Raw genomic sequence first — 20135 nt, 5'->3', positions numbered from 1 at the left:
CCGATGAAGAGAATCGTCTACGCCCTCATGGCCACCGTCACCGGCCTGGTCCTGCTGTTCAGCTACCGCACCTCGGTCGCGCCCGAGGCGGCGAGCGCCCTGTCGGACGTCGCGCCCGTCTCGTCGGGGACGACGGCGGCGGCGCCCGCCCCGGCCCCCTCGTCGACCGCGACGGCGTCGCCGTCCGCATCGGCCTCGTCGGGCTCGTCGGGCGCGGCGGCATCCGGGTCGTCGTCCGGGTCGACCTCCTCCGGCTCGACGGGGCAGACCCCCTCGAGCGGTTTGCGCGACGGGACCTACACCGGCGCGGCCGCGAACACCCGGTACGGACCCGTCCAGGTGCAGATCACCGTGTCGGGCGGATCGATCACCGACGTGCAGGTCCCCGAGTACCCCTCGTCGAACGGCCGCGACCAGCAGATCAACTCCCGCGCCCTCCCGACACTGATGGACGAGACCATCCAGGCGCAGAGCGCCCAGGTCGACATGGTCTCGGGTGCCACCTACACCAGCACCGGGTACCGCACCTCGCTGCAGTCCGCCCTCGACCAGGCCCGCTCGTGAGCGCGCCCGCGTTCACGGTGGCGGAGCCCGTGATGGGCACGGTCGCCTCGCTCACCGTCAAGGGCTCGCGCACCTCCGCGGTCGACGACGCGATCGCCTCGGCCTTCGCGCGACTGCGCGACGACGAGCGGGTGTTCTCCACGTACCGCGCCGACTCCGACGTCTCGCGGCTGCGCAACGAGGGTCTCGAACTCGGCGAGGTCGACCCGCGGGTCGCCGAGGTGGCGGCGCGCTGCCGCGACCTGCGCCTGGCCTCGGCGGGCCGCTTCGACGCCCACTGGCAGGGATGGTTCGACCCCACCGGGTACGTCAAGGGATGGTCGACGGATGCCGCGACCGCGGCGTTCGACGCCCTGCTCGCGGCCGGAATGATCGAGGCCGTCGGCCTGAACGTCGGCGGGGACATGCGCCTGCGCACGGCGCCCGGCAGCGACCACTCGTGGCGGGTCGGCATCGCCCACCCGGAGCGGACGGGCGCCCTGCTCGCGACCGTCGAGATCGCCGAGGGGGCCGTCGCCACCTCCGGGACGGCCGAGCGCGGCGCGCACCTCGTGGATCCGCGCACCGGCGAGCGCCGGGCCGGTCCGGTCAGCGCGACCGTGATCGCGGACGACCTCGCGACGGCCGACGCGTGGGCCACCGTCGCGGCGGTCGCGGGGGTCGACAACCTCGAGTGGATGACGGGGGTGCCGGTGGCATCCGGGATCGTGTGGGAGCACGGACGCGTCCGGCGCTTCGGCGGCGGTGTCGAGCTGACGCCGTTCCGCGCGGCCCTCGCCGGCTGACGGTCGAGCCCTCTCAGCGCGCGAGCGGCAGGTGCAGGGCGAACACCGTGCCGGCGGGGGAGGTGCGCTCCACCTCGATCCGACCGCCGACGCGGACGGCGGCCTCGCGCACGAGCGCGAGTCCGAGCCCGAAGCCGCGGCGCCGCCCCGACTCGGCGCCGCGCGCGAAGCGTTCGAAGATGCGGGGGAGGTCGGCATCCGCGATCCCGCGTCCTTCGTCGCTCACGCGGAGGACGACCGCGTCCTCGCTCCGGCGGGCCGTGACGACGACCTCCGCGCCGGCGGGCGTGTGCCCGATGGCGTTGTCGAGCAGCGCCGTGCACATGCGCACCACGGTGACCGGGGGGACGGCGACGACGGCGTCGTCCAGGTCTCCGACGCGCAGCCGCACCCCGGCCTCGTCCGCGAGGGCGTCGAGCCCCGCGACGGCCGCGCGCGCGCTCTCCGCGATCGAGGCGGTTCCGGTCTGGGCCGCGCCTTCGGCGGTGAGGAGCATGTCGGTGAGCACGTCGTCGAGCACCTGGGCGTCGCGCCGCAGCTGAGCGACGGGTTCGTCGGCTCCCTCGCCGCGCTGCAGGCGCCGCTGAACGATCTGGATGCGACTGGTCAGGGCCGTCAGCGGGGTGCGCAGCTCGTGGCTGGCGTCCGAGACGAAGGTGCGCTGCCGCCGGAGGGCGTCGTCGAGGGGCGCGACCGACCAGCGAGCCGCGGCCCACGCCACGACGCCGAGCACGATCACGCCCGCGAGCCCCAGGCCGAGGACCCACGGCAGCACGTCGTCGAGGTCGACGACGAAGCGATCGCCCCCGGGGACGCCCGGGCCGCCCTGGTGACCGCCGCCCTCCTGGCGCGCGCCCGAGACGAGGACGGCGACCAGGATGCCGACACCCCCCGCGATCGCCACCGCGGAGGCCCCCGCCACCAGCGCCCCCACCCGCACCGCCGCGCGACGGACGATGCGGCGGTCGTGCTGCGCGGTGCTCATCGGGCCGCCCCCGCGCGGTAGCCGCGGCCGCGCACGGTCTCGATGACCTCGGTCGCCGTCTTGCGGCGCACGTAGTGCACGTAGGTGTCGACCGTGGTCACGGCCTCGGGGGAGGAGAACACCGCTCCGGCGATCTCCTCGCGCGAGAACACGTGGTCGGGGCTGCGGCTGAGCAGGTCGAGCACCGCGTTCTCGGTCGCCGTGAGCGACACCCGGGAGCCGCTCGGGCCGTAGACCACCGCGGTGTCGGGCAGGTAGGTCCAGTCGGCGACCTCGCGCCGGCGTCCCTCGGCGCGGAAGGCCCGCACCAGCGCGCGAAGGCGCGCGAGCAGTTCGTCGAAGTCGAAGGGCTTGAGCAGGTAGTCGTTCGCCCCGGCGTCCAGACCGTCCACCCGGTCGGCCACAGCGCCGAGGGCGGTCAGCATCAGCACGGGGGTCGTGATGTGCGCGGCCCGCAGGGAGCGGACGATCTCCGCTCCGTCGCAGCCGGGGAGACGCCGGTCGAGCACCACGACGTCGAAGCGCTCGCGCAGCGCGCGTTCGCGCCCGGCGGGACCCTCGGTCTCGTGCGTGACGTCGTAGACCTCGCGGAGCACCTCGAGGGTCATCTCGGCGATCTCGGCGTCGTCCTCGACGTAGAGCAGCCGCGCGCGCGGAGCGGGCGTCGCCGAGGTCACCGCGCGCCGGCCACGGGCGGGTGCACGGTCCACCCGAATCGCTCGAGGGCGGCGTGCAGGCGCCGCGCCTGCGCCCAGGCGACCGCTCCTGAGGCGTCGGAATAGACGTCGATCGCGAAGGGCGGCGGATCGGCGAACTTGGGGATCTCGACCTCGGCCCAGGCGTGCGGGGCGAGCCACACGCGGGGGCGCGCGGTCCCGGCATCCTCCACGTTCCCGTCCGCCGCGAAGGCGATGGCGTCGAGGGCGTCGATCTTCGTGATCGGCCTGTTCACGACGAGCGTCACGGCGTGCAGCTGCTGCGTCATCACGGTCCTCCCGGCCTTCATCCTGACACGCCTCCGCGGGGCCGGGGCCCGGGGCCGCCGGAGCGGCCGTCGACGCGAAGCGCGTTCATAGGAACGGTCAGGGGCGGTGCAGGGTCGCCCCGACATCCTGGCCCGACGACATACCCACCGAGAGCCGGGAGGCGACCGTGAGCAGGATCCCCGACACCCAGATGACCCCCGACGGCCCCGCGTACGAGGGGAGACTGCTCGACCGGGCCGACGAGCCCGTCGTCGACCAGGGCGCCCCGTTCGACATCCGCACGCTCGTCTCGCGCCGCGGCATCCTGGGTCTCGTCGTGCTGGGCGCGGGAGCGGCCACCCTCGCCGCGTGCACCCCCGCGGCGACCGGCGCGACCGCGACGGCCACGCCCGCGGCGACCCCGACGGCGACGCCCACCGCGACCGCGATGCCGACGGCGACGGCGACCGTGACCACCTCCGCAGCGGCTCTGCCCGCCGGCGAGATCCCCGACGAGACCGCGGGGCCCTACCCCGGCGACGGGTCGAACGGCGTCGACATCCTCGAACAGTCGGGCATCGTGCGCAGCGACCTGCGTTCGAGCCTCGACGGCGGAGCGACGGCGGCGGGAACGCCGATGACGTTGAACCTGACGATCTTCGACGCCGCCAACGGCGACGTGCCGTTCACGGGGGCCGCGGTCTACGTCTGGCACTGTGACACCGAGGGCAACTACTCGATGTATTCCTCCAACATCGAGAACGAGACGTACCTGCGCGGAGTGCAGGTCGTCGGCGACGACGGCGTCGTGTCCTTCACCTCGATCTTCCCCGGCTGCTACGACGGTCGCTGGCCCCACATCCACTTCGAGGTCTACCCGAGCGTGGATGCCATCACCGATGCGTCCAACGCCATCGCCACCTCGCAGGTCGCCCTGCCGAAGGACACCTGCGAGACCGTCTACGGCGATACGAGCCTGTACCCGTCTTCGGCATCGAATCTCTCCCGGGTCTCGCTCGACAGCGACAACGTCTTCGGTGACGACGGGGGAGTGCTCGAGCTCGCCGCCACCTCGGGCGACAACGCGAACGGCTGGACCGTCTCGCTCGGCGTCCGCGTCGACACCACCACCATCCCGACCGCGGGCGCCATGCCCGGCGGTCGCTGATCCGGAAGGACCCCGTCCATGCTGCAGAACCTCACCGGCTGGCACGCCCTCATCGTGCTCGCCGTCATCGTCCTCATCTTCGGTGCCGCGAAGCTGCCCGCGCTCGCCCGCAGCCTCGGCCAGTCGGTGCGCATCCTGAAGACCGAGGTGAGCGATTCCCGCGCCGACGCCCCCGCCGCTCCGACCGATCGGTCCGACGAGCGCGCTCCGCTGACGACGGCGGTGCCCGTCTCCTCCCCGCCGAGCACGACATGACCACCGCCACCGTGCTCGCCCCCGCGCCCGCGCCCGTCCCGACCGAGGCCCCGCGGTCGGCCCCCATGCCCGTCGCGGCGCACCTCGACGAGGCGACGCGGCGCGCGGTCCGGGCGGCGGTGGCCGTGGCGGTCTGCGCCGTCATCGGCTGGTTCCTGTACGAACCGGTGATGGACCTGGTCCGGGCCCCGATCGCGCAGATCGCGGCCGACCGGCAGGCGAGCCTCAACTTCGACAGCGTCACCGGAGCCTTCGACCTGCACCTGCGGGTCGCCCTGGTGGCGGGGTTCGTGCTGTCGAGCCCCGTCTGGCTCCACCAGCTCTTCGCCTTCGTGCTGCCCGGTCTCACGCGGCGCGAGCGCCGGTACGTCCTCGGCTCGGTGGGGGCGGCGACTCCGCTGTTCGCCGCGGGATGTGCGACCGGGTTCCTCCTCTTCCCCCACATGGTGTCGGTGCTCGCGGGGTTCGCCGCGAGCGAGGACTCCACGATCCTCGACGCCGGGGCGTACATCGACTTCATCCTGAAGGTCGTGGTGGCGACGGGCGTCGCCTTCGTCCTGCCCGTCGTCCTCGTCGTGCTCAACCTCGCCGGTCTGCTCTCCGCCCGGAGCCTCGCCCGCAGCTGGCGGTACGCGGTCGTCGCCATCGTGCTCTTCAGCGCACTGGCGACCCCCTCGGCCGACGTGATGTCGATGTTCGTGGTGGCGGTGCCCATGGCCGCCCTCTTCGCCGCGGCTCTCGCGATAGCGGTCCTGCACGATCGCGCCCACGCCCGGGCCGCGACGCGGTCGACCCCCGAGGAGGCATCGTGTTCGGTCTGAGTCTCGAGAAGCTTCTGCTGGTCGGGTTGATCGCCGCCGTCATCATCGGTCCGCACCGGCTCCCCGGGGTGGTCGAACGCCTCGCGACGGTGCTGCGACAGCTTCGCCGCGCGGTGGACTCCAGCCGCGAGCGTGCCGCGATCGAGCTCGGCGTGCCCGTCGATGCGAGCGAATGGCGAGCGCTCGACCCCCGGCGATACGACCCGCGCCGCATCATCGCCGAGGCCCTCGCGGCACCGGCCGTCGCGGCATCCGCCCCGCACGGCGTCCCCGAGGTCGAGACCGACCCGATCGCACCGACGGCACCGGATGCCGTGGACCCCCTCTCTGAGGCGACGGACGCGACCCTGCGCCGCATCCGGGTCGGGACCTCGGCGCACCCGCGGTGGATCGAGGTCCCCGTCGACGCCGCCTCCGAGGATCCCGCGGGCGCGGACGCCCCCGCCCCGGACGCCCTCGCGCCCGACGAGAGCGCACGGATCCCCCTCGCGACGTAGCCTCGAGACATGCCCTCGCCCCGCGCCCAGCTCGACCTCCTGCTCGCGCGGGGCGCCGGAGACATCTCCCCGGCCCTGCGGGCGCTGCCCGTCGACGGCGACGCCCGCGCGGCTGCGGTCCTCATCCTGTTCGGCGTGCTCGACGGCATCCCGAGCACGCGACGCGCGACCCACGTGCCGAGCGACCTCGACGTGCTGCTGCTCGCGCGCGCGAGCACCCTGCGCGCCCACCCGGGGCAGGTCGCCTTCCCCGGTGGTCGCGTCGATCCCGGCGACGACGACGCCGTCGCCGCGGCGCTGCGCGAAGCGCGCGAGGAGACCGGACTCGACCCCGACGGCGTCGACGTCCTGGGGACGCTGCCACCGGTTCCGCTAGCCTTCTCGCGTCACGAGGTGACCCCCGTGCTCGGCTGGTGGGCGCGTCCGACGCCCGTGCGGGCGGTGGATCGCGCCGAGTCCGCCGCGGTGTTCCGCGCCCCCGTCGCCGACCTGCTCGATCCCGCTCGGCGCGGGTCGACGGTGGTGCGCCGCGAGGGGCGAGAGTGGCGCGGACCGGCCTTCCTGCTCGAGACCGCCGGCGGGCCGCAGACCGTCTGGGGCTTCACGGCGATGCTGCTCGACGGTCTGTTCGACCGTCTCGGGTGGACCGAGCCCTGGGACCGCGCGTGCGAGATCCCCCTCCCGGTCCCGCCGTCGACCGACCGCGTCTAGGACGTGTTGCCGGACGCCTTCGGACACCTCCTGAGGGAGTTTGAACGCCGGGCCCGTGGTGTGATCTCCCACGACGCGCCGGCCGTGATCGGCCTGCTGGTCCCGTCCGCGACGTCGGCGGGTCGGCGCCCGTGGATCGCCGCGACAACCCTCGAACGTGATGAGCTGATCGCGCACCGACGGATGCGGTGCGGCAGGCCGATCAACGGCGGTCAGGTGCAGCGGATCCCTACCGCGCGCGCCGAGTCGTCGAGCGATGCGCCGACGGGCTCCGGTGATGGCGCGGGATCGCGATGCGCTCGGAGAAGACCGTGCAAAGCTCTCCCTCCGAGCTCTCCCTCGCCGCGACCCGTCACGGGTTCGGCTCGCGTGCGATCATTTCTCATGCCGTCCTCCCCGGGGAACCTCCCCGCAGCGCCCAGTCGTGAACCCGACATCGATGACGACTTCAGCACCGGGCTGGACGTGAAGCGATGGGTCGCGAGCTACCTGCCGCACTGGACCACCCCCGAGCGGGCGCGCGCGCACTACGAGATAGTCACTGCCGGGATCGAACTGCGGATCGACTCCGACCAGCCAGATTGGCGCCTCGAGGACGCACCTCTCCGGGTCTCCAATCTGCAGACAGGTGTGTACTCCGGGCCGGTCGGCTCACCGCTCGGAACACATCGTCACCGAGCCGGTCTCGACGTCCGCACCGAGACACCACGAAGTCTCCTGTTCGCGCCGTCACGCGGGCGGGTGGAGATCACCGTCTCCGCGAGCCGCGCAACCGATTGCATGCTCGCGGCATGGCTCGTCGGAACGGAACACCGATCCCCGACGGAGTCCGGTGAGATCTGCATCTTCGAGATCGACGCCGACGCCATCGGTGAAACCACCGTGGCCCGCACCGGCGTCAAAGCGCACCACGATCCGGGACTGACCACCGACATGGGCGAGGTGGTCCTCCCCTTCGACGCATCCTCTCCCCACACCTGGACGGTGATCTGGGGTCAGGGAGAGACGGTGATCGGATGCGAAGGCCGCGTCCTCCGACGGATCGAACAGGCTCCCGACTATCCGCTCTTCCTCATGATCGACCTGTTCGAGATCGGACCCCGCTCCGGTAGCTACCCCAAGTCCGCCACTATTCACCACGTCCGCGCCTGGCGATGACAGGGGAAGCGAATCCGTTCAGCGACACGTCCTAGCGCGCCGGGCGGTCTTCGTCATCCGCCCCGCGGACGGGCCCGATGCTCGCTACCGTGGGTTCCGTGACTGCGCCTATCGACCCCACCTCCACCGCCGCCTGGTCCCGTCTGAGCGCTCTGCGCGACGGATTCCAGCCCGATCTGCGCGGCTGGTTCGCCGCCGACGACGACCGCGCCCGCACCCTGTCGCGCGAGATGGGCGACCTGCACGTCGACCTGTCGAAGAACCTCGTCACCCCCGAGGTGCTCGACGCCCTCCTCGCGCTGGCCGACGAGACCGGGGTGCAGAAGCGCTTCGCCGACATGCTGCGCGGTGCCCACCTGAACACCAGCGAGGACCGTGCGGTCCTGCACACGGCCCTTCGTCGCCCGGCCGGGGCCGAGCCCGCCCTCGTCGTCGACGGACAGCAGGTCGACCACGACGTGCACGAGGTTCTCGACCGCCTCAGCGCCTTCGCCGACCGCGTCCGCGCGGGCGAGTGGCGCGGCGTGACGGGCAAGAAGGTCACGCACGTGGTGAACATCGGCATCGGCGGCAGCGACCTCGGTCCCGTCATGATCTACGAGGCGCTGCTGCCGTACGCCGACGCGGGCATCCACGCGCGCTTCGTCTCGAACATCGATCCGACCGACATCGCCCAGAAGACCGCCGACCTCGACCCCGAGACGACGCTGTTCATCGTGGCCTCGAAGACGTTCACGACGCTCGAGACCCTCACCAACGCGCGCCTCGCGCGCGACTGGCTGTGGGAGAAGCTCGGCGCCGCCGGCGTGCTCGACGACTCCGACGACGCCCGCACCGAGGCCGTGGCCCATCACTTCGTCGCGGTGTCCACGGCCCTCGACAAGGTTGCGGCCTTCGGCATCGACCCCGCGAACGCCTTCGGCTTCTGGGACTGGGTGGGCGGGCGGTACTCCGTCGACTCCGCGATCGGCCTCTCGCTCGCGATCGCGCTCGGTCCCGACACGTTCCGCGAGCTCCTCGCGGGCTTCCACCTCGTCGACGAGCACGTCGCGAACACGCCCCTCGCCGAGAACGTGCCCGTCCTCATGGGCCTGCTCAACGTCTGGTACACGAACTTCCTCGGCGCGCAGTCGCACGCCGTGCTGCCGTACGCGCAGCAGCTGCACCGCTTCGCGGCGTACCTCCAGCAGCTCACCATGGAGTCCAACGGCAAGTCGGTGCGCTGGGACGGCTCGCCGGTCACCACCGACACGGGCGAGGTGTTCTGGGGCGAGCCGGGCACCAACGGCCAGCACGCCTTCTACCAGCTCATCCACCAGGGCACCCGCCTCATCCCCGCCGACTTCATCGCCTTCGTCAACCCGGCGTACCCCCTCGCCGACGACGGACGCGACGTGCACGGGCTGTTCCTGGCGAACTTCCTCGCGCAGACGAAGGCGTTGGCTTTCGGCAAGACGGCGGAGGAGGTCGAGGCCGAGGGAACCACGGGCGCGCTCGTCGCGGCGCGCACCTTCCCGGGCAACCGTCCCACGACGTCGATCTTCGCGCCCGCGTTGACGCCCTCGGTGCTCGGGCAGCTGATCGCGCTGTACGAGCACATCGTGTTCACGCAAGGCACGATCTGGGGCATCAACTCCTTCGACCAGTGGGGCGTCGAGCTCGGCAAGCAGCTCGCCCTGCAGATCGCGCCGGCGCTCGAGGGCGACGACGAGGCGCTCGCCGCGCAGGACGCGTCGACGCGCTCGCTGCTCGATTTCTACCGCGCTCACCGCAGCTGACGCCGGGCGCACACGGTCGGAGCGGGTCGTTCCGGAAGGTTTTCTCATGACTTTCCGGGGCGACCCGCTCGGCGTCTCACGGGCGTCCGCGCCCCGCGTCGCGCGACCGGGGTGGAGGTGATTCGCGGATGCCGGGAGAACCCCCGGTCAGAGGCATTAAATGCTTCGCCTACGTGTGCCCTCCCCGTGTCCCGCCGCCACCCCCGATCGAACGACGCCTCGAACGGCCGAGAAAAGCCGCGCTCCCACGAAGCATCCAGGTAACGAAGAGATAACGCTCAGAACCGGCCCCCACACTCGGGGACTTGTGTCGACCCGACGGCACGAGACCGCGCTCGATCCCGACGAGCGCGCCCCCGACGAAAGTTCTCTCCTTGCTGCGTTCCGATCTCAAACTCGTCCACGTCAACCGCGCCCGCCGCACCCTCGTCACCGCCGCCACCTGCGCGGGTCTGGCGCTGGGTCTGGTGGCGACCACGGGGCTGGCGATCGCCGCCCCGGTGTCGTTGCCCGACGCCTCGGCCGCGTCGTTCGCGGCCCCCGGCACCGCGCTGCCGGTCTCGTCCGCGCCGACCCTCGACGCCGTGACCACGGGAGCCGACGACGCGCTCGGTGAGGCGCAGTCCGCCCTCTCGAGCGCCGACGCGGTCCAGGCCGACGTCGCCACCACGGGCCTGCCGCTGTCGATCGGCGACGCCTCGATCGACACGTCCGCGCTGACCGACGCCGTCGACCGCCTCGACTCCCGCGACCTCCTGCCCGTCCTCCTCGTCCCCGCGCTGAGTCAGAACGCGAAGACCGAGGCCGACCGCGTGAGTGCGCGCGTGGCCGAGGTGCGCTCGAGCCTCGATCAGGCCAAGGCCGAGAAGGCCGCCGCCGACGCGGCCGCCGAGGCGCAGCGCCAGGCCGAGGCCGCCGCCGCCGCCGAGGCGCAGCGCCAGAAGGAGGCCGCCGAGGCCCTCGCCCGCGTGAACACCCCGGACGGCGCGAAGGCCTACGCCGCGCAGCTGGCCGCGGAGAAGTACGGGTGGGGGAGCGACCAGTTCTCGTGCCTGTCGTCGCTGTGGACCAAGGAGTCGGGCTGGAACTACCAGGCGTACAACTCCAGTGGCGCCACCGGCATCCCCCAGTCGCTCCCTGGCAGCAAGATGGCGAGCTTCGGCGACGACTGGGCGACGAACGCCGCCACGCAGATCGCCTGGGGACTGGATTACATCTCCCGCGGGTACGGCACGCCGTGCAGCGCCTGGGGTCACTCGCAGGCCACCAACTGGTACTGAGAATTCCCTCGACGACCGCCCCGCGGCATCCTCAGCGATATATCGTTATGTATCGCTGACTCAGATCGGGTTCGCGCGAAGGAGGTCGTCATGAGTGGTTCATTCCTGGGAGACGCGTTCGGCGGACGCGGCGGCAACAACACCCCCGGCTGGCCGATGTCCAACATCCTCGAGGGGCTGGAGCAGCTGCGCACGCAGTTCGAGCAGAAGGCGGGCTCGTCGCCGCGCATGAACAAGGGCGACGTGCGTTCCGCCGTGCTGTCGCTGCTGCTCGAGCAGCCGATGCACGGCTACCAGATCATCCGCGAGATCGAGGACCGCAGCGGCGGATCGTGGAAGCCGAGCCCCGGTTCGGTCTACCCGACCCTGCAGCTGCTCACCGACGAGGGTCTCGTGCAGTCCGAGGAGTCGAACGGCCGCAAGACCTACTCGCTCACCCCCGAGGGCCGTGCGGCCGCGGGAGACGAGACCACCGAGCGCACCGCGCCCTGGGAGTCCGCCACCTCGCGCGACAGCGGCCGCATGACGGCCCTGCCGAAGGCGGGTGTCGAGCTCGCCCAGGCCGCGGCCCAGGTCGCGCGCACGGGCGACAAGGAGCAGGTCGCGCAAGCGGTCGAGATCCTCGACGAGGCGCGCCGTAAGCTCTACTCCATCCTCGCCCAGGGCTGAGGTTTGCCAGAGCTCGACGCGTGCGGGGCGCACGTCGGCATCCAGGAGGATCGATGACCGACGACGCCCTCATGAAGGCGCGCTATCGCCGCATCACGCGCTTCGCGGCGCGCTATCTCGTGCAGGCGTGGTGGTACGAGCTGTTCCTGCCGCGGTTCGGCCTCGGGTGGATCTCCGCCCGGGGCCGCACTCGCCGGTTGCAGCGCATCGCGCAGCGCTTCCACGTGCTCGCGGTCGATCTCGGCGGCCTGATGATCAAGGTCGGGCAGTTCATGTCGTCGCGACTCGACGTCCTTCCCCCCGAGATCACGAAGGAGCTCGAGGGCCTGCAGGACGAGGTGCCCGCGGTCCCTTTCGCGCAGATGCGCGCCCGCGCCGAGGCGGAACTCGGGATGCCGCTGGAGCGGGCCTTCGCCTCCGTCGACGAGCGCCCGCTCGCGGCCGCCTCGCTGGGGCAGGCCCACCGGGCCGTCCTGTCCGACGCGCTCGCGGACGAGACCGGCATGCGCGCCGTGGTGCTGAAGATCCAGCGCCCCGGCATCGACCGCATCGTCGACGTCGACCTCCGCGCACTGCGCAAGGTCGGCGTGTGGCTGAGCAAGGTCGCCCTCGTGCGCGACCGCGTCGACATGCCCTCGCTCGTCGAGGAGTTCGCCGTGACGAGCCTCGAAGAGATCGACTACCTGCACGAGGCCGCGAACTCCGAGCGGTTCGCCGCCGACTTCGGCGGTGAAGACGGCGTCGCCGTCCCCGAGGTGGTGTGGGAGCGCACGACGCGCCGCGTGCTCACCCTGCAGGACGTCACCGCCATCAAGATCAACGACGTCGACGCCCTGCGCGCCGCGGGCATCGATCCCGCCGAGGTCGCCGCCCGCTTCGCCGCGGTCATGTTCGACCAGCTCTTCGACGACGGCTTCTTCCACGCCGACCCGCACCCCGGCAACGTCTTCGTCACCCCGACCGGGGGTACGACCGCGGCCGGCACCCCGGCCTGGCGGTTCACCTTCATCGACTTCGGCATGATGGGCGAGGTCCCGCCCGGGCTCCGCCGCGGTCTGCGCCGTGTGCTGATCGCCGCCGCGTCGCGCGACGGCAAGGGCCTGGTCGACGGCATCCGCGACGTCGGCGTGCTGTTGCCCTCCGCCGACACCGTGCAGCTGGAGCGGGCGATGACGCAGCTCTTCTCGCGCTTCGGCGGCATGGGCTTCGCCGAGCTGCAGGAGGTCGATCCTCGGGAGTTCCGCGCCTTCGCGATCGAGTTCGGCGACGTCGTGCGCGCGCTGCCGTTCCAGCTTCCCGAGAACTTCCTGCTCATCGTGCGCGCGATGTCGTTGACCAGCGGAATGTGCAGCGCCCTCGATCCGGCCTTCAACATCTGGGATGCCGTCGAGCCCTACGCCCAGCGACTCATCCGCGAAGAGAGCGGTAACACCGCGCAGGCCTTCGTGCGCGAGGTGGGTGCGGTCGCGGGGGTCACGGCGCGCCTGCCCCGCCGCATCGACAATCTCATCAAGCGGTTCGAAGACGGCTCCGTGACGGTGCAGACGCCGCGCATCGAGCGTCGCATGCGCGATCTCGAACGGATGGTGCGACGGGTGGTCTCGGCGGTGCTGTTCACGGGACTCCTCATCGGCGGCATCCTGCTGCAGGTCGAGCAGGCGGTGTTCGGCACGCTGCTGATGATCGCCTCGATCGCCCCGCTCTCGCACGCCGTGCTGGCGGGATTCGTCGCGCGGCGCAACGGCCTGTGATCCCGGCCGCTACCGACCGTCGACGATCGACGTGAAGCCGGCGAAGGCGAAGACCAGAGGCACGAGGGAGAGTCCGCCGCGGAAGACGGACCACGCGAGCCTTCCCACGACGGGTCAGATCCCGGTCTGAGGGGTCCGGGCCGCGGGCGCGTCGAGCCAGCGAAGATCCACGCGTCGTCCTTCCGGGGGTGTCGGTCCGCCGGCCGGCGGCGGGCACCTCCCTAGACTGGCGCGGTGTCGTCCGAACCGCGCCGTCCTCTGTCGGCGTGGCGCTTCGACGGGACGCTGCGCGCCTATCAGGCCGACGCGCTCGATCGCGTCGATGTCGATGTCGATGCCGGTGGTCCGGTGCATCTGGTGGCCCCGCCGGGGGCGGGCAAGACCCTGCTCGGCCTGCTCCTCGCCGTCCGTCGCGGTCGCCGCACCGTGGTGTTCGCCCCCACGACGGCCATCCGCGCGCAGTGGGTCGCCGCAGCGCGCGGGCTGGCGCACGACGACGCGGCGGTGTCGGACGACCCGTCCCACCCGGCCGATCTCACCGCCCTGACCTACCAGGCGGTGAGCGTCCTTGACGCGGCCGAGCCGTTCGCGGCGCTCGCGCGCTCCCGCTGGATCGACGAGCTCGTGGGCGATGACCGCCCGCTCGAGGCGGCGACGGCGTGGCTCGACGCGCTGGACAAGACCAACCCCGCGGCCTATCGGCGTGGCATCCGCTCTCGATCGAGGTCGGTGCGGCGCACTCTCGCCCGTCAGGATGCCGCAGCCCTGACCGCGGCGCTGCACCCGCGCGCCCGCGAGCTCATGGACCGCCTGGTCGAGGCGGGTGTCGAGACGATCGTGCTCGACGAGTGCCACCACCTCCTCGACCACTGGGCCCTCGTCGTGGCGGCCCTCGTCGCGCGCCTCCGCGCGGAAGGCCGCGAGCCGCTCGTGGTGGGTCTCACCGCGACGCTGCCGTCCCCCGATGACGCGAACGAGTACGACAACTACGTCTCGCTGCTGGGCGAGGTCGATCTGGAGGTGCCCGTCCCCGCGGTGGTGCGCGAGGGCGATCTCGCGCCGTACCGGGAGCTCGTCCACGCCGTCGAGCCGACCGAGGAGGAGCGAGCGTTCCTCTCCGCGCACGCGGCGGCCCTCGACGAGGCGCTGCGCACGACCTTCGCGGTCGGCGCCGGGCGCGCGTACCTGCGCGACGCCCTGCAGCCGCCGGCGACGGTCCCGGCCCCGGCTCGGGTCGACCCGCTCGCTCCACCGCCCCCGGATCGCGAGATCCGCTCCGCCGAGCCCGACGCCGCCGCGATCGACCGGGGTCTGGCCGAGGCGTTCTCGGCGGACTTCGCGGGGGCCGAGGCCGCCGCGGCCATGTTCTCGCAGGTCGCCCCCGACGACCCTCTCGTCGAGAGGCTGCCCGCGGTGGCGCGCCGCGCGCCGACCGCCGACGAGACGATCCGCCTGCTCGGCCGCTACGCCCTCGAGCGGATCCTGCCCGATCCCGATCGCGAGGCCGACTGGAAGCGCCTGCGCCGCCTCCTCGGCGACTTCGGGTACGCCCTCACCGATCGCGGTGTCCGGCGCACGCGCGACCCCGTCGACACCGTGCTCGCGTCGTCGCTGGCGAAGGACCGGGGAGCGTGCGACATCCTCGCCGTCGAGCGCGCGCAGCTGGGCGACCGTCTGCGCGCCCTCGTCGTGACCGATCACGTCACGCACGGGAACGTGCACGGCGGTCTGCTCGGCTCCGCCGGTGCGGTGCGCACCTTCGCCGTGGTGTCGACGGATGCCGCCACCGCGGCGCTGCGGGCGATCCTCGTCACCTCGTCGACGGTGCGCCTGTCGGTCCGCCACGCCGACGCCGTCCTCCCCGCCCTCGCCCGCGAGCTCGGTGCGGCCCTCGACACCGCCCCCTGCGCCGACGATCCCGCCGTGCTCGAGGTGCGCGGCGCGACCGGCGGGGGCGTCGTCGGCGCCGTGTCGCGTCTTCTGACGTCGGGCGAGATCGAGGTCGTCGTGGGCACCCGTGGGCTGTTCGGCGAGGGGTGGGACTGTCCCGCGGTCAACACCCTCGTCGATCTCACCGCGGTGGCGACGCCGGCGGCCACGCAGCAGCTGCGCGGCCGCAGCCTGAGGCTCGACCCGCGGTGGCCCGAGAAGGTCGCGCACAACTGGACGGTGACGGCGATCCTGCCGCCGACGTCGTCCCTTTCCGCGCAACCGGATGCCGCCCGCCTGCGTCGCAAGCACGCCCGGCTGTGGGGACTCGACGCCGACCGGCCCGGCGAGATCGTGCGCGGTCTCGACGCCGCCCTCGACCGCGACCGGCGGGCGGCCCTCGACGCCGTCCTGGCGGGGGATCCCGCCGCGTCCGTCGCCGCGGTCGACGCTCTCGGGGCCGTCTCCGCGCGCGCCGACACGCGCGCCGCGTGGCGCATCGGGACGCCGTACGTCGACCGCGAGGAGGCGTCGGTGCGCGTGGAGCAGCGCTCGCGGCGCGCGCCCGTGTTCTCGACCTCGGTCGTCGCCGCACGCGCCCTGGGGCGCGGCCTCGGCGGTTCGGTCGCGATCGCCGGCGCGGCGGTGGTGCTGGCGTTCTTCCTGCCGGCGGCGGGGGGAGTGCCGCTGGCGGCGGTCGCCGCCGTCACCGGCACCGTCCTGTCGGTGTCGTTCGCCGCGGCGTGGCGGCGCACGCGGCGACAGAGCCGCGACGCCCCCGCCACGATGGAGCGCATCGCGCGCGTGGTCTGGACCGCGCTGTCCGAGAGCGGCAGGGTCGCCGCGCTGCCGGCGGCGCCGACCGTGGAGGTCGCGGGCGTCGACGACAGCGGCATCCGCGTCGACATCCGGATGCCGCGGGCCGATGTCCGCGACCAGCGCGTCTTCGCGGAGGCGGTCGAGCAGCTGTGCGGTCCGATCCGGTCGCCGCGTTTCGTGCTCGAGGTGAACCGCGGGGGAGGGTCCTGGTGGGTGCGCCGCGTGCTGGAGCGGGCCGGCCGCGGCCGATCGCGTCAGTTCCTCGCCGTCCCCGAGGGGATCGGCCGTCGGCGCGACGACGCCGTGCGCTTCCACGGCGCGTGGCAGGTGCACGTCGGACCCGCCGTCCTGCACGAGGTGTCCGGCCCGCAGAACCTCGCCCTCATCAGCGAAGCGCGCCGCTCCGGAGCATTCTCCGGAGCGACGCGCTCGATGGTGCGCTGGCGCTGAGCGACTCTCAGCCGCTCGTCGCGGGGGTCAGTACCAGCCGACCGACTGCGAGTGGCCCCACGCGTCGCAGGGCGTGCCGTAGCGGCCCGAGATGTAACCGAGGCCCCAGGCGACCTGCGTCGCGGCGTTGGTCTCCCAGTCGGCGCCGGCCGACGACATCTTGCTGCCGGGGAGAGCCTGGGGGATGCCGTAGGCGCCGCTCCCGGAGTTGTAGGCGCGGTAGTTCCAGCCGGACTCCTTGTTCCACAGCGACACGAGGCACGACATCTGGTCGTCGCCCCAGCCGCGGCTGGCGAGCATGTCGCGCGCGGCGGCCTGGGCCGCGGCGGGGCTGTTGTCGCCCGAGCCGCCTCCGCCCGAGGGCGTCCACGATCCGCCGCCACCCCCACTGCTGCCGCTTCCGCTGCTGCCGCTTCCAGAGGACGCTGCCTCCTCGGCCGCCGCCTTCTCGGCCGCGGCCTGGGCGGCGGCTGCCGCCTCGGCTTCCTGGCGCGCCTTCTCGGCGGCCTCTTCCTCGGCTTTCTTCGCCACGGCGGCGTCCAGGCCGCCGCGCAGCTCGGCGACGCGCTGGTCGACGGCGGTGGTCGCCGCGGTGACGTCGTCGGCGAGGCCGGGAAGGAAGGTGGCCGGGAGCACGGATGCCGCCTCGAGACGCTCGGTGGCCTTCTCGAGCGGGGCGGTGTCGACGGTGGCGGGCTGGCCGATGTCCAGGCCCGACGCGGCGATGTCGTTCTGGACCGTCGTGACGGCCTGCATCGAGGCGGTGGCGGCCGTGGTGGCGGCGCGGGCTTCGTCGACCTCGGGGCCGCGGGCGGCCGCGAGGGCGGTGGGGGTGGTCGCCGACGCGAGCGAGAACGTCGCGGTCGACAGGTCGGCCGGAGAGGCCGTGGCGGCGGGCACCGTGCCGGTGAGAGCCGCTGCCGCGACGACGCCGAGCACCAGGGCGCTCGCGGTCGTCACGGGGCGACGACGGGAGCGGCGGGCGGCTTGGCGACGGGAGCGACGGTTGGTGAGGGACGTCGAATCAGAGCGCATAGAACCGGTTTCACGTGAGGGAGGGCGGTGCGGGTGTCACCGTCCGACCCGCGTTCGGCGGGCACGAAACCGGGAGCCTGGCATGCCAGTCTGGATGCCACCTGGGCGGAGCGGTCGAGAAGGCGCCGCAGAAAGCGCCGATCCGGGGCGAATCCCTCGGCGGTCCGAGGGGTGCTGCCCGGCTCACGTGTCCGCTTGTGACGTCGGGTGCCGGCGACCGTCCCCCGGCGGTGGAGCGCGTGCGTTAGACTGGGGTGTCACTCGTGGGGCTCTGCCCGTTCTCCGGGTCGCCCCGTGACATCGCACGAACAAATCCGCTTCGCTTCGACTCGTGGCATGCGTTCGCCCTCGGGCGTGCGGATGCCGACGGCCCCGGTCCGCCGGACCGACGGGCGCAGGAGTCGGAGCCCGACACCCACCCAACTAGGACAACCCACTACATGACTACCGCAACGACCGCTCCCGCTACCAAGCAGGTCGCGATCAACGACATCGGCTCGGCCGAAGACTTCCTGGCCGCTGTCGAGAAGACGCTCAAGTTCTTCAACGACGGCGACCTCATCGAGGGCACCGTGGTCAAGATCGACCGCGACGAGGTCCTCCTCGACGTCGGTTACAAGACCGAGGGCGTCATCCCCTCCCGCGAGCTCTCGATCAAGCACGACGTCGACCCCAACGAGGTCGTCAACGTCGGCGACCACGTCGAGGCCCTCGTTCTCCAGAAGGAGGACAAGGAAGGCCGCCTCATCCTGTCCAAGAAGCGCGCGCAGTACGAGCGTGCGTGGGGCGACGTCGAGAAGATCAAGGAGAACGACGGTGTCGTCACCGGTTCCGTGATCGAGGTCGTCAAGGGTGGCCTCATCGTCGACATCGGCCTCCGCGGCTTCCTGCCGGCCTCGCTCATCGAGCTGCGCCGCGTCCGCGACCTCACGCCGTACCTCGGCCAGGAGATCGAGGCCAAGATCCTCGAGCTCGACAAGAACCGCAACAACGTCGTGCTCTCGCGCCGCGCCCTGCTCGAGCAGACGCAGTCCGAGTCGCGCACCACGTTCCTCAACAACCTCCACAAGGGTCAGGTCCGCAAGGGCACGGTCTCGTCGATCGTCAACTTCGGTGCGTTCGTCGACCTGGGTGGCGTCGACGGTCTCGTCCACGTCTCCGAGCTCTCGTGGAAGCACATCGAGCACGCTTCCGAGGTCGTCGAGGTGGGCCAGGAGGTCACCGTCGAGATCCTCGAGGTCGACCTCGACCGTGAGCGCGTCTCCCTCTCGCTCAAGGCGACGCAGGAAGACCCGTGGCAGGTGTTCGCCCGTACCCACGCGATCGGTCAGATCGCTCCGGGCAAGGTCACCAAGCTCGTTCCCTTCGGTGCGTTCGTCCGCGTCGCCGACGGCATCGAGGGCCTCGTGCACATCTCCGAGCTGTCGGGCAAGCACGTCGAGCTCGCCGAGCAGGTCGTGTCGGTCGGCGAAGAGGTCTTCGTCAAGATCATCGACATCGACCTCGAGCGTCGTCGCATCTCGCTGTCGCTCAAGCAGGCCAACGAGTCGGTCGACCCCAACGGGACCGAGTTCGACCCGGCTCTGTACGGCATGGCCACCGAGTACGACGAGCGTGGCGAGTACAAGTACCCCGAGGGCTTCGACCCCGAGTCGGGTGCCTGGCTCGAGGGCTTCGACGCTCAGCGCGAGCAGTGGGAGCAGGAGTACGCCGCCGCCCAGGGTCGCTGGGAGGCTCACAAGGCCGCTGTCGCCAAGGCCCTCGAGGCCGAGGCGGCCAACCCGACGGACTCCGGTTCGTTCGGGGGGTCCTTCTCGTCCGAGTCGCCCGCCCAGGGCACCCTCGCCGACGACGAATCGCTGGCTGCGCTTCGCGAGAAGCTCTCCGGTCGCTGATCCGTCCCGCATCGAAGGCCGGTACCCCTCGGGGTGCCGGCCTTCGGTCGTTCTCGGGCGCAAGCCCTGGCTTCCCGACGCCACCGGAGGGCAGGATGAGTGCCATGGCATCTCGACTTCCCCTTCTCATCACCATCGCCGGCGTCGCGGTTCTCTTCCTGGCGATCGCGTTCGTCTTCGTCTTGGTCATCGGGGCGATGTTCTTCGGCGGCATCGAGTTCACCGGTGGACACTCGGATGCCGCCGCCCTCGCCGGCGCGCTCCGGCTGGTCGCCTGAGACCGTCGCTCTCCCTCGCCCCCGCGCCGTCCGGCGCGGGGGCGAGGTTTTTCCTGGTCATCGGCGCGAATCGGGGGAGCGACACGCCCGGGCGCCACCCCCGATTCGACGGGTGGTCGGATCCCGCGTAAGTTATTACTTGTTCGCCCCACAGGGGAGAGCGGAGCGGCCGGAAGGCCCCGCGTCCTCTCAAGCGGAGAACATCCCAAAACCTGCACCGGATGGTGTACAGTTTTGGTTCTGGTCTTCGACCGGTTCTTGCGACGTCGATCTCTTCGATAGGTCCCACTGCGAGAGCCATCAGGTTCGGATGATCGAATATAGAAGTGAACTGCCTCACGG

At 72.1% G+C, this 20135-nt stretch carries 19 protein-coding genes; 15 read left to right on the top strand and 4 right to left on the bottom strand.

The window, feature by feature from the left end; genetic code table 11:
• Positions 1 to 3: 3 nt before the first annotated feature.
• Together FB047_RS13205 and FB047_RS13200 are read left to right on the top strand one after the other, a co-directional pair.
• The gene (locus FB047_RS13205; protein ID WP_136587676.1) at positions 4 to 564 is read left to right on the top strand and encodes an FMN-binding protein; all 561 of its coding nucleotides are present in this window, start codon (positions 4 to 6) and stop codon (positions 562 to 564) included.
• The gene (locus FB047_RS13200) at positions 561 to 1349 is read left to right on the top strand and encodes an FAD:protein FMN transferase (protein WP_240752809.1); all 789 of its coding nucleotides are present in this window, start codon (positions 561 to 563) and stop codon (positions 1347 to 1349) included. Before FB047_RS13205 ends, FB047_RS13200 begins: the two co-directional genes overlap by 4 nt.
• Positions 1350 to 1362: 13 nt before the next feature.
• Here FB047_RS13200 and FB047_RS13195 read toward each other — a convergent pair whose 3' ends face one another.
• From FB047_RS13195 to FB047_RS13185, 3 genes are read right to left on the bottom strand one after another with little or no spacing between them, the layout of a single operon-like run.
• On the bottom strand, positions 1363 to 2334 hold the full coding sequence (locus FB047_RS13195; protein ID WP_136587675.1) for a sensor histidine kinase: 972 nt from the start codon (positions 2332 to 2334) through the stop codon (positions 1363 to 1365).
• A complete protein-coding gene (locus FB047_RS13190; protein ID WP_240752807.1) occupies positions 2331 to 3044 on the bottom strand; it encodes a response regulator transcription factor in 714 nt (237 codons plus the stop codon). The genes FB047_RS13195 and FB047_RS13190 overlap by 4 nt, the downstream gene beginning before the upstream one ends.
• Positions 3008 to 3319, bottom strand: coding sequence for a hypothetical protein (locus FB047_RS13185; protein ID WP_136587674.1), 312 nt, complete (start codon positions 3317 to 3319; stop codon positions 3008 to 3010). Before FB047_RS13185 ends, FB047_RS13190 begins: the two co-directional genes overlap by 37 nt.
• Before the next feature lie 167 nt (positions 3320 to 3486).
• Here FB047_RS13185 and FB047_RS13180 point away from each other — a divergent pair, with 167 nt between their 5' ends.
• The 11 genes from FB047_RS13180 (at position 3487) to FB047_RS13130 (ending at position 16585) form a co-directional block, all read left to right on the top strand.
• Complete coding sequence (locus FB047_RS13180; RefSeq protein ID WP_136587673.1) at positions 3487 to 4467, top strand: dioxygenase family protein; 981 nt, start codon at positions 3487 to 3489, stop codon at positions 4465 to 4467.
• Between the two features lie 18 nt (positions 4468 to 4485).
• Positions 4486 to 4722 carry a twin-arginine translocase TatA/TatE family subunit gene (gene tatA / locus FB047_RS13175; protein ID WP_136587672.1) on the top strand — a complete coding sequence of 79 codons (237 nt, stop codon included), beginning with the start codon at positions 4486 to 4488 and terminating at the stop codon, positions 4720 to 4722.
• Complete coding sequence (gene tatC, locus FB047_RS13170) at positions 4719 to 5543, top strand: twin-arginine translocase subunit TatC (protein WP_205823000.1); 825 nt, start codon at positions 4719 to 4721, stop codon at positions 5541 to 5543. The genes tatA and tatC overlap by 4 nt, the downstream gene beginning before the upstream one ends.
• Positions 5531 to 6040: a Sec-independent protein translocase subunit TatA/TatB gene (locus FB047_RS13165; protein WP_205822988.1), complete on the top strand. Its 510-nt coding sequence runs from the start codon at positions 5531 to 5533 to the stop codon at positions 6038 to 6040. Before tatC ends, FB047_RS13165 begins: the two co-directional genes overlap by 13 nt.
• 9 nt (positions 6041 to 6049) lie before the next feature.
• Complete coding sequence (locus FB047_RS13160; protein ID WP_136587671.1) at positions 6050 to 6751, top strand: NUDIX hydrolase; 702 nt, start codon at positions 6050 to 6052, stop codon at positions 6749 to 6751.
• A 384-nt stretch (positions 6752 to 7135) separates the two neighbouring features.
• Entirely contained in the window at positions 7136 to 7909 is a 774-nt protein-coding gene (locus tag FB047_RS13155) for a hypothetical protein (protein WP_136587670.1), read from the top strand.
• A 77-nt stretch (positions 7910 to 7986) separates the two neighbouring features.
• Positions 7987 to 9687, top strand: a complete 1701-nt coding sequence (pgi, locus tag FB047_RS13150; protein ID WP_136587669.1) for a glucose-6-phosphate isomerase — start codon at positions 7987 to 7989, stop codon at positions 9685 to 9687.
• Between the two features lie 374 nt (positions 9688 to 10061).
• Positions 10062 to 10967: an aggregation-promoting factor C-terminal-like domain-containing protein gene (locus FB047_RS13145; RefSeq protein ID WP_136587668.1), complete on the top strand. Its 906-nt coding sequence runs from the start codon at positions 10062 to 10064 to the stop codon at positions 10965 to 10967.
• 90 nt (positions 10968 to 11057) lie between these two features.
• Positions 11058 to 11636, top strand: coding sequence for a PadR family transcriptional regulator (locus FB047_RS13140; RefSeq protein WP_136587667.1), 579 nt, complete (start codon positions 11058 to 11060; stop codon positions 11634 to 11636).
• 53 nt (positions 11637 to 11689) lie between these two features.
• Positions 11690 to 13387, top strand: a complete 1698-nt coding sequence (locus FB047_RS13135; RefSeq protein ID WP_136587666.1) for an ABC1 kinase family protein — start codon at positions 11690 to 11692, stop codon at positions 13385 to 13387.
• Positions 13388 to 13621: 234 nt separating this feature from the next.
• A complete protein-coding gene (locus FB047_RS13130) occupies positions 13622 to 16585 on the top strand; it encodes a DEAD/DEAH box helicase family protein (protein ID WP_136587665.1) in 2964 nt (987 codons plus the stop codon).
• A gap of 27 nt (positions 16586 to 16612) precedes the next feature.
• Here the strand turns inward: FB047_RS13130 and FB047_RS13125 are convergent, their stop codons facing one another.
• Positions 16613 to 17545, bottom strand: a complete 933-nt coding sequence (locus FB047_RS13125; RefSeq protein WP_136587664.1) for an aggregation-promoting factor C-terminal-like domain-containing protein — start codon at positions 17543 to 17545, stop codon at positions 16613 to 16615.
• Between the two features lie 515 nt (positions 17546 to 18060).
• Between FB047_RS13125 and rpsA the strand changes: the two genes are divergently transcribed.
• Positions 18061 to 19515, top strand: a complete 1455-nt coding sequence (gene rpsA / locus FB047_RS13120) for a 30S ribosomal protein S1 (protein WP_076675012.1) — start codon at positions 18061 to 18063, stop codon at positions 19513 to 19515.
• A 104-nt stretch (positions 19516 to 19619) separates the two neighbouring features.
• The gene (locus tag FB047_RS16980; protein ID WP_167494244.1) at positions 19620 to 19793 is read left to right on the top strand and encodes a hypothetical protein; all 174 of its coding nucleotides are present in this window, start codon (positions 19620 to 19622) and stop codon (positions 19791 to 19793) included.
• The last annotated feature ends 342 nt before the right edge of the window (positions 19794 to 20135 follow it).

The sequence above is a fragment of the Microbacterium hydrothermale genome, assembly GCF_004854025.1.
Taxonomy (GTDB): Bacteria; Actinomycetota; Actinomycetes; order Actinomycetales; family Microbacteriaceae; genus Microbacterium; species Microbacterium hydrothermale.
Note: the sequence above shows the minus strand (reverse complement) of the source record. Positions and strands in the feature narration are given on the sequence as shown.

Coding starts and splice junctions, on each gene's coding strand:
- FB047_RS13205 (WP_136587676.1), top strand. CDS start 4: ATGAAGAGAATCGTCTACGCCCTCATGGCCACCGTCACCGGCCTGGTC.
- FB047_RS13195 (WP_136587675.1), bottom strand. CDS start 2,334: ATGAGCACCGCGCAGCACGACCGCCGCATCGTCCGTCGCGCGGCGGTG.
- FB047_RS13185 (WP_136587674.1), bottom strand. CDS start 3,319: ATGACGCAGCAGCTGCACGCCGTGACGCTCGTCGTGAACAGGCCGATC.
- tatA (WP_136587672.1), top strand. CDS start 4,486: ATGCTGCAGAACCTCACCGGCTGGCACGCCCTCATCGTGCTCGCCGTC.
- tatC (WP_205823000.1), top strand. CDS start 4,719: ATGACCACCGCCACCGTGCTCGCCCCCGCGCCCGCGCCCGTCCCGACC.
- FB047_RS13160 (WP_136587671.1), top strand. CDS start 6,050: ATGCCCTCGCCCCGCGCCCAGCTCGACCTCCTGCTCGCGCGGGGCGCC.
- FB047_RS13155 (WP_136587670.1), top strand. CDS start 7,136: ATGCCGTCCTCCCCGGGGAACCTCCCCGCAGCGCCCAGTCGTGAACCC.
- pgi (WP_136587669.1), top strand. CDS start 7,987: ATGCTCGCTACCGTGGGTTCCGTGACTGCGCCTATCGACCCCACCTCC.
- FB047_RS13140 (WP_136587667.1), top strand. CDS start 11,058: ATGAGTGGTTCATTCCTGGGAGACGCGTTCGGCGGACGCGGCGGCAAC.
- FB047_RS13135 (WP_136587666.1), top strand. CDS start 11,690: ATGACCGACGACGCCCTCATGAAGGCGCGCTATCGCCGCATCACGCGC.
- rpsA (WP_076675012.1), top strand. CDS start 18,061: ATGACTACCGCAACGACCGCTCCCGCTACCAAGCAGGTCGCGATCAAC.
- FB047_RS16980 (WP_167494244.1), top strand. CDS start 19,620: ATGGCATCTCGACTTCCCCTTCTCATCACCATCGCCGGCGTCGCGGTT.